Source organism: Pseudoalteromonas sp. 1181_04 (assembly GCF_052850545.1).
Genome location: NZ_VXCS01000016.1, coordinates 91,814 through 104,714 on the forward strand (window position 1 = coordinate 91,814; position 12,901 = coordinate 104,714).

12 protein-coding genes are annotated in these 12,901 nt (G+C 42.7%); 1 reads left to right on the top strand and 11 read right to left on the bottom strand.

The window, feature by feature from the left end; all coding sequences use genetic code 11:
- Positions 1-32 precede the first annotated feature (32 nt).
- The 5 genes from ihfA to FW757_RS14675 form a co-directional block, all read right to left on the bottom strand.
- On the bottom strand, positions 33-326 hold the full coding sequence (gene ihfA, locus FW757_RS14655; RefSeq protein ID WP_016707763.1) for an integration host factor subunit alpha: 294 nt from the start codon (positions 324-326) through the stop codon (positions 33-35).
- 2 nt (positions 327-328) lie between these two features.
- Positions 329-2,716, bottom strand: coding sequence for a phenylalanine--tRNA ligase subunit beta (gene pheT, locus FW757_RS14660; RefSeq protein ID WP_182717934.1), 2,388 nt, complete (start codon positions 2,714-2,716; stop codon positions 329-331).
- A 15-nt stretch (positions 2,717-2,731) separates the two neighbouring features.
- A complete protein-coding gene (gene pheS / locus FW757_RS14665) occupies positions 2,732-3,712 on the bottom strand; it encodes a phenylalanine--tRNA ligase subunit alpha (protein ID WP_182767895.1) in 981 nt (326 codons plus the stop codon).
- Between the two features lie 151 nt (positions 3,713-3,863).
- Entirely contained in the window at positions 3,864-4,574 is a 711-nt protein-coding gene (hda, locus tag FW757_RS14670) for a DnaA inactivator Hda (protein ID WP_179959227.1), read from the bottom strand.
- On the bottom strand, positions 4,574-5,629 hold the full coding sequence (locus FW757_RS14675) for a DUF2066 domain-containing protein (protein WP_182717933.1): 1,056 nt from the start codon (positions 5,627-5,629) through the stop codon (positions 4,574-4,576). The genes hda and FW757_RS14675 overlap by 1 nt, the downstream gene beginning before the upstream one ends.
- A gap of 306 nt (positions 5,630-5,935) precedes the next feature.
- On the opposite strand from FW757_RS14675, the gene FW757_RS14680 reads away from it, so the two are divergent.
- Positions 5,936-6,553, top strand: coding sequence for a LysE family translocator (locus FW757_RS14680; RefSeq protein WP_182717982.1), 618 nt, complete (start codon positions 5,936-5,938; stop codon positions 6,551-6,553).
- A gap of 92 nt (positions 6,554-6,645) precedes the next feature.
- Here the strand turns inward: FW757_RS14680 and FW757_RS14685 are convergent, their stop codons facing one another.
- The 6 genes from FW757_RS14685 to FW757_RS14710 form a co-directional block, all read right to left on the bottom strand.
- On the bottom strand, positions 6,646-8,547 hold the full coding sequence (locus FW757_RS14685) for an MFS transporter (protein ID WP_182717932.1): 1,902 nt from the start codon (positions 8,545-8,547) through the stop codon (positions 6,646-6,648).
- A 170-nt stretch (positions 8,548-8,717) separates the two neighbouring features.
- Positions 8,718-9,326: a recombination mediator RecR gene (gene recR, locus FW757_RS14690; protein WP_149982904.1), complete on the bottom strand. Its 609-nt coding sequence runs from the start codon at positions 9,324-9,326 to the stop codon at positions 8,718-8,720.
- An 8-nt stretch (positions 9,327-9,334) separates the two neighbouring features.
- Positions 9,335-9,661, bottom strand: coding sequence for a YbaB/EbfC family nucleoid-associated protein (locus tag FW757_RS14695; protein ID WP_149982903.1), 327 nt, complete (start codon positions 9,659-9,661; stop codon positions 9,335-9,337).
- A 55-nt stretch (positions 9,662-9,716) separates the two neighbouring features.
- Positions 9,717-12,083 (bottom strand): DNA polymerase III subunit gamma/tau, encoded by a 2,367-nt coding sequence (gene dnaX / locus FW757_RS14700; protein WP_446441365.1) that lies wholly within the window; start codon positions 12,081-12,083, stop codon positions 9,717-9,719.
- A gap of 3 nt (positions 12,084-12,086) precedes the next feature.
- The gene (gene apt, locus FW757_RS14705; RefSeq protein WP_149982901.1) at positions 12,087-12,632 is read right to left on the bottom strand and encodes an adenine phosphoribosyltransferase; all 546 of its coding nucleotides are present in this window, start codon (positions 12,630-12,632) and stop codon (positions 12,087-12,089) included.
- Between the two features lie 137 nt (positions 12,633-12,769).
- Positions 12,770-12,892: a hypothetical protein gene (locus FW757_RS14710; protein WP_257325665.1), complete on the bottom strand. Its 123-nt coding sequence runs from the start codon at positions 12,890-12,892 to the stop codon at positions 12,770-12,772.
- Between the last annotated feature and the right edge of the window lie 9 nt (positions 12,893-12,901).

Sequence of the window (12,901 nt, forward strand, 5' to 3'; positions counted from 1 at the left end):
AGAAAAAGGCAGCTGACGCTGCCTTTTTTAATTTATTTGCTCGTACCAACTTCAACACGAGTTTTGAGCTTTTGACCAGGTCGAAAGGTGACGACGCGTCGTGCCGAAATAGGGATATCTTCCCCAGTTTTCGGGTTACGGCCAGGCCTTTCTTTCTTGTCACGAAGATCAAAGTTACCAAATCCAGAGAGCTTAACCTGCTCGCCTTTTTCAAGCGCTGAGCGGATTTCTTCAAAAAACGCTTCAACTAAATCTTTGGCATCCTTTTTATTGATCCCCAATTTTTCAAATAGGTGTTCAGCTATGTCGGCTTTAGTAAGCGCCATATCTAGTCCCTCAACGATGCATTAAACTGTTCAGCCAGTGCGGCCACCACGTTATCAACTACTAGATTGATATCTTTCTCTTCGAGTGTTCTATCAACCGCTTGCAGTGTTAGAGCAATCGCCAAACTCTTATAATTTGGCTCAATACCTTTGCCCTTATACACATCGAATAAGTTTAGGTCAACCAATTGATTTCCGCCAACTTTTTCTATCACTGATAAAATGTCGCCAGATTTCACCTGATCTTCCACTAAAATAGCGATGTCGCGGCGGTTTGAAGGGAACTTCGAAACCCCTACAGCCTCTGGTAAATTTCTTTTTTCAATGGCTGTCATTTCAATTTCAAACACGTAAGTCGCATTATTGATATCTAACGATTTTTGTACTTGAGGATGAATAGCACCAAAGAAACCGACCTTTTTACCTTCAACATAAATCACCGCAGATTGGCCCGGATGTAAGCCATCTGATTGCTCTGCTTTGATTTCAAAACGCGTTATATCATTGGTTAATGAAAGTAATGCTTCAACGTCACCTTTTAAGTCATAAAAATCAACGGTGCGCTTTTCTTCAACCCAATGTTCACCATGTGCCAGACCAGTAATAGCACCACCGATAACTGCAACTTGGTTTACGCCATTCTCTGCGTTTTCATCACGTAGAAATTTAAGGCCATGCTCAAATAAACGAATACGTGGCTGCTGGCGGTTTTGGTTATACATTACTGATGCAAGTAAACCTGGCATAAGGCTCACACGCATTGCCGACATTTCAATCGAAATTGGATGTGGCAAAATAAGCGCGTCACTGTCTGGGTGTAAAATAGCCTGTGCTTTAGGATCAACAAAGCTGTAAGTGATCGCTTCTTGATAACCACGAGTCACTAACGTATTGCGAAATTTGCTCACTGCAATATTGGCTTCGTTATGAGTGGTCATTTTTAATTTAGCAGTCGGAGCTACGTTTGGAATACTGTTGTAACCATATACGCGAGCAACTTCTTCAATTAGATCTTCTTCGATACGAATATCAAAACGGTAGCTTGGTACATCTGCACTCCACACACCATCGACAATTTTCACATCAAGCCCTAAACGGGTTAAAATGTCGGTTACTTTCGCATCTTCAATATGATGACCAATAACACGGTCTAAACGCGCACGACGAAGACGCACTTCAGTGACCTTAGGAAGCTTATCTTTTGCAACAGCTTCAACTACAGGGCCTGCTTGACCGCCTACAATCTCAAGTAACAACGCAGTTGCACGTTCTATTGCATCATGTTGCAGCGCAAAATCCACACCACGTTCATAACGATGCGATGCATCTGTGTGTAAACCATAGCTACGGGCTTGCCCTGCGATAGCAACTGGATTAAAAAACGCACTTTCTAATAGAATATCCGTTGTTTGCTCGGTAACGCCTGATTGCTCACCGCCAAAGATACCGGCAATCGCCAGCGCTTTGTTATGGTCGGCTATTACTAAGGTAGATTCATTTAACTTAGCAGTATTACCATCTAGTAATACCAGCTCTTCACCAGCATGGGCGCTACGTACTTTGATACCGCCTTCAATCGCATTTAAATCAAAAGCATGCATTGGATGGCCAAGTTCAAGTAACACATAGTTAGTTACATCAACCACAGGGTCAATTGCGCGCACGCCACTACGACGAAGCTTCTCAACCATCCAAAGTGGTGTTGTGGCGTCAAGGTTGATACCTTTGATCACACGCCCTAAATAACGTGGGCAGGCTTCATCGTTTACTAGTTCAATTGATACTTTATCATCAATAGTTGCTGCAACCGCTGGTATCTCTAGGGCTTTAACATCAATACTGTTAAGTACGCCCACTTCACGAGCGATGCCTTTAATACCTAAACAGTCACCACGATTCGGGGTTAAATCAACATCAATAATGTTGTCATCAAGGCTTAAGTATTCACGTAAGTCTGTGCCCACTGGTGCATCAAGTGGCAACTCCATGATACCGTCGCCTTCTTCGCTAATACCCAGCTCCACGAATGCACACAGCATGCCGTGAGACGGTTGACCACGTAGTTTGGCTTTTTTAATTTTAAAATCGCCCGGTAATACAGCGCCAACCATAGCTACTGCAACTTTGATACCTAAACGGCAATTTGGCGCACCACATACAATATCTAATAGCTCATCGCCACCGACATTGATTTTAGTTACACGAAGTTTATCTGCATCAGGATGCTGACCACATTCAACTACTTCACCGACAACAACGCCAGAGAATTCTGCCGCAGCGGGCTCTACGCCATCTACCTCAAGGCCGGCCATCGATAACTGTTCCGAAAGAGCCTGCGTGTCAATTGCAGGATTAACCCACTCTCTTAACCACTTTTCACTAAATTTCATGTTATTTCTTCACTCTTAACGGAACTGATTAAGGAATTTCAAATCGTTTTCGAAAAACGCACGTAAGTCATTTACACCATAACGCAGCATGGTTAAACGCTCTACACCCATACCAAAGGCAAAACCAGTGTATTTTTCTGGATCAATTCCCACTGATTTAAGCACGTTAGGGTGCACCATTCCGCAACCTAATACTTCTAACCATTTTCCGTCTTTACCCATCACATCAACTTCCGCTGAAGGCTCTGTAAATGGGAAAAATGAAGGACGAAAACGAATTTCCATATCTTCTTCAAAAAAGTTACGCAAGAAATCGTGCAAAATACCTTTAAGCTCAGTAAAGCTTACATCAGTATCAACCATCAACCCTTCAACCTGATGGAACATCGGCGTATGTGTTTGGTCGTAATCGTTACGGTATACACGCCCTGGAGAAATAATACGCAGCGGCGGTTGCTCAGCTTCCATGGTGCGAATTTGCACACCACTGGTTTGCGTACGCAACACCAGTTTTGGATTAAAGTAAAAGGTATCGTGATCAGCACGTGCTGGGTGATGCTCAGGAATATTTAGCGCGTCGAAGTTATGAAAATCATCTTCTACTTCTGGGCCAGATTTAACCGCAAAACCTAATTCGCCAAAAAAGCTCTCAATCCGCTCAATGGTACGCGTCACTGGGTGTAAACCACCTGTTGGCATAACACGACCGGGCAATGTTACATCGATTGTTTCAGCGGCTAATTTCTTTTCAAGGGCTTTGCTTGCTAATAATTCGCGCTTGTCGTTAATCGCAACTTGTACATCTTGCTTAGCTTGGTTAATTACTTGGCCTGCTTCTTTGCGTTCTTCAGGGGCAATTTTACCAAGGGTTTTTAATAGATTCGTGATTTCGCCTTTTTTACCAAGGTAGTTAACCCTGATATCTTCAAGCTGCGCGATTTCACTGGCACTGGCGACCGCCTCAAGTGCTTGCGCTAATATATTTTCTAAGTTCATTCGATACCTGATCTGTCACAGAAGGTGATTTAAGTAATAGCTAATGATAACTGAAAGCAATGGCTAGATTCCAGACCTTATACCAATCTTATTGAATTCTTTCCCATTCTGGTTAAGTAAAATGGGAACTTAAGCTATGTTGTAAAATAATTTAGAGTTTTAGAGTGGATTTTATGAAAGGAATTGTCAATTTACGTTGTGCAGCCATCGATGCATGGTCAAGTTTATCAAGCACATCAAGTAGCGCACGCATATCACGACTCAAACGCGTTAATAAAAAGCGCGCACATTCATCACTGAGCTCTAAGCCGCGCATATTGGCACGCTTTACTAAGGCTTCGGCTTTGTCATCATCACTCATAGAACGGATTTGAAATGTCGTACCCCATTTTAATCGTGACTCAAGATCCGGCAGGCTAATATTTAGCATATCTGGTAACAGATCCGCTGTCACTACCAAGCACTTACCCGGTTCGTTAAAACGATTAAAAAAATTAAACAACGCTTTTTCCCACGCATCGTTACCTGCTACTAAATGCACGTCATCAATACACAGCACATCAAGGGCATCTAAGCCATCGAGCACCATAGGACCAAAATCAATCACTTCGCGCATTGATAGCAGCATAGTTGATAAACCATGCTCTTGAGCATGAATACAGGTTGCATACAGTAAATGCGATTTACCTGAATCCCCTAAACCACACAAATAAGTATATTGAAAAGTGGTTGCTAAACTTTTAAAGGCATTTTTTAAATGACTCACTTCCAGTGAATTTTCACCACCAAAATAAGAGGCAAACGTTTCATCATCCGGTAACGTCACCGGCAATGCCATTTGCACCGGCTCCATTGCCGGCATTACAAACCAACCCATTGATATTCTAAATCGTCTTGCGCTGTCACAGGATAAAACGCACGAGGGTCAACAAAGGGTTGAAAAGCGCGGTCGAGCTCTAAGGCTTTTTGTAAATCATGCATACTGCCAGTATGATTTATCGCAAAACTAACCATATCAGCGGTACGAGAACGAATTGTCACTTGGGTAACCACGCTTAAGCTCTGTAGCTGACGTTTAGCAAGCTCTATATCGACAAAGTTAGTGGTGCCTTTTAATTTAAACACCGCTTGGGCAAGCTGCGTTGTAGAATTTGGATCAACCGCATATTCATTGGCTAAGCCTGCCGCTAAACTGTCAATCATTAAGGCTATGGCTTGTTGTTTATCACCGGTTACTCTGTTTGCTTCAAACAGCTCATCGTTAGTAAAACGCCAATCCAACAGCCAAACCTCACTGTCAGGTTGTTTGTATAAACGCGCGGTAATACTGCGCTCTGCACTATAGCGGCTTGATGCCTGCTCGACTGGCGTAGAGAAATTTCCCCACACTTCAGGTATTCCCACTAATGCACGGTCTTGTAAATCAAGTAATGGCACCACGACAGGCAAACCACGTCGCGCTGCGGTGCTATAAATTAGTTGCTCTAACTGCGGATAGCTTTCTTGGGTAACAAGTTCGCGACGCCAGTTATCTTCAATGGCAAGCCAAATAGCCACCAGCGGACGACGCGTCCCCCACAATGGTAAATTAAGTTCTTTGACGAGTGCGTTGATTTTGTTTGCTTCAAATTTAACCACGAGGTTAAGCTGACCATTGGCTTTTTCGTCGTATTCAAATTTGAGCATGTAATCTGATATATCTTTACTACGTCGCTGAGCCGTTGGGTTTTTGTCAGCATTTGGATCGCCACTGACCTTAACCAGTACATTTAGCAACGCTTCGCGGCTGGCGCTTAGTCGAGCATCGCGAGATTTGTCAGATACTTTTAATACGTCCTGATATAGATCAGTAACTTCAACCGCAGTTGCAGTGAAACTTAGGAAAATGGTGGTAATAGCAATAAATAATCTAGACACAGGGCATTAGTTCTTGGTTTTAAACTGATTTGATCCTAATTCAAAGCACCCAACAAAGCAAAAATATATTTGTTAAAACCCACTTACAAATAAGTGTTTGTAATCAATACACAGAAGATCACAGCGGCATCCTCTATAGGGATCGCAATTAGCTTACGAATAAGCGATAAACCGGAGCTTTATCGCGGGTGCTAACAATCTCATAATTGCGCTTAACTATCCCAAATTGGTTTCTAACGCTTTCGAAAACCATTACTATTGCGTATTCTATTGCGCATTCTATTGCAGCAACTAACGGATGCTTACATGCTCGACTTCGCAGTGCTGGGGGTATTTATACCCACCTTCTTTTTTGTCTCTATTACACCTGGGATGTGTATGACTTTAGCCATGACCTTAGGAATGAGTATTGGCGTGCGCAGAACTATGTGGATGATGATTGGCGAATTACTTGGCGTTGCCATTGTGGCTGTTGCAGCAGTCGCAGGGGTGGCAAGTATCATGCTCAACTACCCGACACTATTTAACGTATTAAAATGGCTCGGTGCAGGTTATTTAGTCTACATTGGCATTTCAATGTGGCGAGCAAAAGCAACCATCAAATTAGGCGCAGACAGTAAATTAAAAGTATCTCGCCAAGCGCTATTCTCACAAGGCTTTATCACCGCGATTGCTAACCCTAAAGGCTGGGCGTTTATGATTTCCCTGCTACCGCCGTTTATAAATATTGACTACGCGATTGCGCCACAATTGAGTATGTTAGTCGCCATCATTATGCTCAGCGAATTCACTTGCATGATGCTCTATGCCACTGGCGGTAAAAGTTTACGGCTGTTTTTAAACCAAGGTGACAATATCAAGTGGATGAACCGCATCGCTGGTAGTTTGATGATCGCGGTTGGTATTTGGTTAGCAGTTAGTTAGCGGCCAACTAAGCACACGACTCACGCGCAATATTCACGACTGAATATTGCGCGCTAAATTTATATCTCTGTTACATCAGCGTTTAATCGCTATTAAACAGCACCTTTTTCATACTGCTCTTTTAAGGCAACCACTCGCTCACGCAATTCATCTGCAGTGACTGCATTGGCAGCAATAGGCTCGCCAACAGTCACAGCGACCAGCGACCATTTCAGTCGTGGAAGTCGCCATTTTGCTTTACGACTAAACATGCTGCCCCATAACCCGCCTAGATGGACAGGTATAACGGCCACCGGTGAACGCTGTATAATACGTTCAATACCACGGCGGAAAATATCAATCGAACCATCGCCAGTTAGCCTCCCTTCAGGGAAAATACCCACTAACTCACCGTTATCTAATGCTTTAGCAACCTCATCAAATGCTTCTTGAAACGCCTGCGGATTAGATTTTTCACTGTCAATTGGGATAGCTTTGGCCATTTTAAATAACCAATGCAACGCGGGAGAATAATAAATGGGGGCAAATACCATAAATCGAATAGGCCTTGGTGATGCCGCTAAAATAAACATCCAATCAACAAAGCTGACGTGATTACTCACCAATACTGCTGCGCCTTCACTAGGAATATTATGATCCCCTTTGGTACGCACTCGATACATACAAATGGTCAATAAATAAACAGCAAAGCGTAAGAAGAACTCTGGCACCTTGGTATAAATATACACAGAGATCAGTAAATTCAATCCTGCCAGTAACAAGAATAACTGTGGGATCGTCCATGCAAATATAGATAGCGTTACAATACTTAACACCGCACTGGCGACCATAAACAACGCATTTAACACATTATTAGCGGCGATGATGCGTGAACGGCTTGATTCGACGGTGCGTTGTTGGATCAAAGCGTACAATGGCACAGTATAAAAACCAGAGGCAATGCCAATGCCGGCCATCCAAATAAAATGCCAATACATGTCACCAGTATGCAGTATTTGTGAAAGTGTAAATAATTCTTCGCTTGGTAGCTGGTAAAAGCTCATTGCAGGCTCTTGGCTCAGTAAGTACAAAAATAATGTGATCAACAACGCGCCAAATGGCACAATACCTAATTCTATCCGCGAGCGAGACAACTTTTCACACAACAGCGAGCCTATTGCGATGCTCAATGAAAACACCACCAAAGCGCTGGTGACGACCAGCTCATCGCCAACCATGACATATTTCACATAATTTGGTAGCGCCGTTAAAATAATCGCCCCTATAAACCAAAACCAGCTGATACCAAGTACCGACTTTCCAACCGACTCAGTTTGTGAATTAAGTACCCTAAATAGGCTTTTGGTGGAGGAGAAAATATTAAAAGTAAACACTAAATTAGGATCATTCGCGGCACTGATTGGAATAGAGCGACTACTCAAATAACCAATAATCGCCAGGCTTATAATTGCCACACAGATGACCGTTGGCCCCACTGTTTGGGTAATGTAATACGTGCCAAACGTTGTGCCAATCAATATAGCCACAAATGTCGCAGATTCAACAAGGCCATTGGCTTTGGTTAATTCATCGGCTGCCACGTGCTGCGGTAAAATGGAATATTTTAGCGGGCCAAAAAAGGTACTTTGTAACCCTGTTAAGAATACCGTGGTTAACATCAACCAAACAGATTGCGTTGAAATGGCCACAGCGCCTACTAGCATAATCGGAATTTCGGCAAGTTTTACGGTGCGGATTAATTTTGACTTTTCCTTTTTTTCAGCAATTTGTCCCGCCATCCCTGAAAATAAAAAGAACGGTAGAATAAATAAGCCTGCCGCTAAGTTAGCATAAAAAGCGCCATCGGCAACATTTGCCGTTTGAAAAATCAATAACAGTAGCACCGCTTGTTTATAAATATTATCATTTAACGCAGAGAAAAACTGGGTGACAAAAAGCGGTAGAAAGCGCTTACTCTTTAGTAAAGCACGCTGATGTTTTTTATTATCTTGCATTGTGATCCTTACAAATTAACCAAACTGGTGAAAAAAAGACTCCAGCTACTAAAAATAGATTACCCAGTTATTGGATAAATTACGATCAAACTTTTACCGCCAAGGTATAAAAACAAAAAACCTGCATAACAGACGTTAATGCAGGTTTTAAATTAATGCGCTTCTAAGAGCTAATTTTGACTAACCACTCGTCGGCCACTAAATGCATGCATTAATGTCATGCCATCGAGCAAATCAAGTTCGCCACCGACCGGAATACCATGGGCTATCCGCGATGCATCAACTTTATAGCGGTGACAAAGCTGGGCAATATAATGCGCTGTAGTTTCCCCCTCAACGGTAGGGTTGGTCGCTAATATAACCTCGTTTATCCCACCTTGTTGCAACTTACTTTCAAGAATATCAAGGCCAATTTCATTTGGACCAATACCATCGATAGGTGATAAATGTCCCATCAATACAAAGTACAAACCTTTATACTGGCCAGTTTGTTCAATCGCCAACACATCGGTAGGTGATTCAACCACACATAAAATTCCGCTATCTTGGCGTTTGGGGCTTAAACAGATTTCACACTGCGGCTGCTCTGCAAAAGTACGACACGATTGACAGTGTCCTATTGCAGTCATCGCCTTGATAAGTGCATTACCAAGTTGAGTGCCCCCCTTACGGTCACGCTCAAGCAGATGAAACGCGATGCGCTGCGCTGACTTTGGGCCTATGCCCGGCTGACAGCGCAATGCTTCGATCAGCTGGTTTAAACTCTCTGAAAGTTGCATGTTTTATCTTAAAACGGCATTTTCATACCTGGTGGTAATTGCATACCGCCAGTTACTTTACCCATGCGCTCTTGTGTTTCTTCTGCTACACGGCGTACTGCGTCATTACACGCAGCGGCAAGTAAGTCTTCAATAAGATCTTTTTCGTCTTCCATTAAACTTTCATCAAGTTCAACACGGCGAACATTATGGTTTCCAAGCATGGTTACTTTAACTAAACCAGCACCTGCTTCACCAACCACTTCTAAGTGAGCAATTTCGTCTTGGGCTTTTTGCATGCGCTCTTGCATTTGCTGCGCTTGCTTCATCATGTTACCCATTCCACCTTTAAACATAACTTTCTCTCTTTCTATTTCTAATTGCCATGAAGATAAGGGCTATTGCAGTGAATTACAATGCCTGAATACTGTTTTCATCGATAATTGCAAAAAATAGCTGCTGTAACTGTACGATATTTTCATCACCGTTGATCACATCAATTGCTTGCTGATGGCGCCCTGCATCAATCTTTTGCTGAATTAAGTAAGGCGAATCTATCACCCCAGGGGCAAAATTGATTGTCAGCTCAACATTATGCCCGTAAATACTGGCCAGCGCTGCACTAAGCTTTTGCCTTAACATCGGGGTATCGAGATGTTTTTGCGATTCATCCACTTCTAAGTGCAGCTGTTGTTGTTGCTTTGAATAAATTGAATGCAAAGCAAATTGACGCATCCGCCCGCCAAGTCCCATCCGCTTAATTAAGTATGCCCACTCATCTTGTTGATGTGCAAAACGAATATCGCTGATCGGGCTTTGAAAATCATCCGGTATTTGAATGTTTATTTCAGGCTCAGGTGCAGCAACTACTTTTTGTGGATTAATTTGCTCTAGCAATTCCGGTGCTAAATTCTCAGTAATAGTCTGATGTTTTTCTTTAAAGTCAGGTTTCACACGCTTATTTGCGGCGATATTCGGCGTGTAACCATCAGTCTCAGGCTGACTACTTGCCCCCGTTATCTGGGGCTGTGACTTTTTTACCGCAGTACCGCGCTCAATCGCAGCTGGTTTATTCGTTGATGGCGCCACAGGTGTTTTACCACCAGAGAGCGTACCTGCACCGGAAATATTTCTATCTCGTAAAATACGTGCAATTGCAGACTGCGCTTGTGCTTCTTTTTGGCTAATATCTGTGGTATCTGAATACTCTGAGAATGAGCTGTTATTTTGTGCTGGAGCGGTTTGCTCTGCGCTATATTGATGCTCAGGCAAAGATTGTCCTGGCGCATGCTCAAAGCCACTATGAAAGCCCTGCTCCACTGCGTTATTCATTACCTCATCATATTGGGATACTAATTGTTGCTCAAGCTCAGCATCTGAATCATGCTCATTACCATGCGCGGCTTCGTGCATAATTCCCGAATTTGTATGTGGTGCAGTGGTAACAGTTGGCTGCGTATCGACATGTGCTGTTTGCTCACCGGTTACAGATTGTTCAGTTGTTGCAACGACTTGTTCAGGCGCACTCTCGGTCGCTTGTACCGGTGCAGCTTGAGGCAATGATACTTGGTTATCAACAGGCTGTGGTGTTGCAGGCTTATTTTTATTGAGAATATCTCTCAATGCTGCTGAGCGAGACCGGTTGTTATCGGCCGCTGGTGCCTGCGCCGCAGTACTTGCAAGCATTTGGCTATCAACTGGTTGAAATGCCAGTAAGCGCAGCATAACCATTTCAAAACCTAAACGAGGCTCTGGCGCCCATTGTAAGTCTTTTTTGCCATTAAGCAGTAATTGATAATAAATTTGGATTTGTTGTGAATCGCAGCTCTTTGCTACTTCACTTATAAACTCGCGATTATATTCATCTAACTTGGCGGCATCGGGCACTAATTGGGTTAATTGTGCTAAATGTGTAAGGCCAATTAGATCATCTAACAAAGCAATATAATTTGGGTTTTGGGTGGCAACTTGCTCGATTTGCGCCATCAATGCATGGCCGTCTTGGGCTAATAATGCAACCAGCAAGTGCTGGCTATAATGGTTGTCCATCAACCCTAGCATTGCTTGCACCGCTTGATGCCTAATATCACCATTCGTTTGAGCAATCGCTTGATCAGTTAAACTCAATGCATCACGCATACTGCCATCAGCAGCTTTGGCGATAATTTGCAGGGCTTGAGTTTCAAAACTTAATTTTTCTTCACCTAACACATATTCAAGTTGTTGGAGTATTTCAGGTTGCGATAACGCATTAAGATTAAACTGCAAACAACGCGATAAAATGGTGACAGGCAGTTTCTGTGGATCCGTCGTCGCTAATAAAAACTTAACGTGCTCAGGCGGCTCTTCCAAGGTTTTTAATAATGCATTAAAACTATGCTTTGAAAGCATGTGTACTTCATCGATCAGGTACACTTTGTAGCGACCGCGAGTTGGCGCGTACTGCACGTTATCCAATATCTCACGGGTATCTTCAACTTTAGTGCGCGATGCGGCATCTATCTCAAGTAAGTCAATATAACGACCAGTTTCGATATCTATACAGCTGCTACACTTGCCACAAGGTTGCGCCGAAATGCCTTCATCACAATTTAAGCTTTTTGCAAAAATACGTGCGATGGTGGTTTTACCCACCCCGCGAGTCCCAGTGAACAAATAAGCGTGATGCAGTCTGTTTTGTGTTAAAGCATTAATAAGCGCTTGTTTCACATGGGACTGACCGACCAATTCATGAAAGGTCTGTGGACGCCATTTTCTCGCTAGGACTTGATAACTCATTAATTATTCGCCTTCGAATTCAACCAATTTCAGGATTTTAATCCCCATTTTTGCAATGCGTTGCTCGCCACCTAGTTCTGGTAAAGAGACTACAAATGCTGCATCTGTCGCATGACCACCCAACTTATTGACTAATTTAGCGGTCGCTTCAATGGTACCGCCGGTTGCCAACAAGTCATCTACTAAAAGCACTTTGTCACCTGGGACAATGGCATCTGTATGCAGCTCTAATACATCTTCACCATATTCTAGCTGGTAATCTTGAGAGATCACTGCACGTGGCAGTTTACCCGGTTTACGCACTGGAATAAAAGGAATACCTAATGCATATGAAAGCGGTGCACCGAAGATAAAACCACGTGATTCAGTACCTATAATCTTGGTAAAACCTTGATCTTTATAAGCTGAAATAAATGCATTAATTGTTGCTTGAAATGCAGCGGGATTAGCCATTAGCGTAGTTACATCACGGAACATAATGCCTGCTTTAGGGTAATCTGCAATAGTAGTTATGCTATCTTTAATGATAGATGGAGTTACTTGAGTCATAATTTAAACTGTTTTATCTGTAATATTACAAAGCAGACAATTATAACATCACAAAAATGAGTTGTCGGTAAGAAGTTAAATAATTAAGTAATAAGACTGCACTATATACAGCCTTATTATAATTTAGCAGTGCTAAATTAAGAGACTGTGGTGATCCAGCCTAGGATTGCATTTAAACAGCCAATTCCTGCAAACACAGCTAAGAATGCAAGAAAATACATTGCATTAAACGGATCTTTAAAATCTTTATCTTCTGACATAGGTACTAC

Bases quoted from the DNA above. Each gene is read 5' to 3' on its own strand.
- apt (WP_149982901.1), bottom strand. From the start codon at position 12,632: ATGACTCAAGTAACTCCATCTATCATTAAAGATAGCATAACTACTATT.
- ihfA (WP_016707763.1), bottom strand. From the start codon at position 326: ATGGCGCTTACTAAAGCCGACATAGCTGAACACCTATTTGAAAAATTG.
- FW757_RS14695 (WP_149982903.1), bottom strand. From the start codon at position 9,661: ATGTTTAAAGGTGGAATGGGTAACATGATGAAGCAAGCGCAGCAAATG.
- hda (WP_179959227.1), bottom strand. From the start codon at position 4,574: ATGCCGGCAATGGAGCCGGTGCAAATGGCATTGCCGGTGACGTTACCG.
- FW757_RS14710 (WP_257325665.1), bottom strand. From the start codon at position 12,892: ATGTCAGAAGATAAAGATTTTAAAGATCCGTTTAATGCAATGTATTTT.
- FW757_RS14680 (WP_182717982.1), top strand. From the start codon at position 5,936: ATGCTCGACTTCGCAGTGCTGGGGGTATTTATACCCACCTTCTTTTTT.
- dnaX (WP_446441365.1), bottom strand. From the start codon at position 12,083: ATGAGTTATCAAGTCCTAGCGAGAAAATGGCGTCCACAGACCTTTCAT.
- pheS (WP_182767895.1), bottom strand. From the start codon at position 3,712: ATGAACTTAGAAAATATATTAGCGCAAGCACTTGAGGCGGTCGCCAGT.
- FW757_RS14685 (WP_182717932.1), bottom strand. From the start codon at position 8,547: ATGCAAGATAATAAAAAACATCAGCGTGCTTTACTAAAGAGTAAGCGC.
- pheT (WP_182717934.1), bottom strand. From the start codon at position 2,716: ATGAAATTTAGTGAAAAGTGGTTAAGAGAGTGGGTTAATCCTGCAATT.
- recR (WP_149982904.1), bottom strand. From the start codon at position 9,326: ATGCAACTTTCAGAGAGTTTAAACCAGCTGATCGAAGCATTGCGCTGT.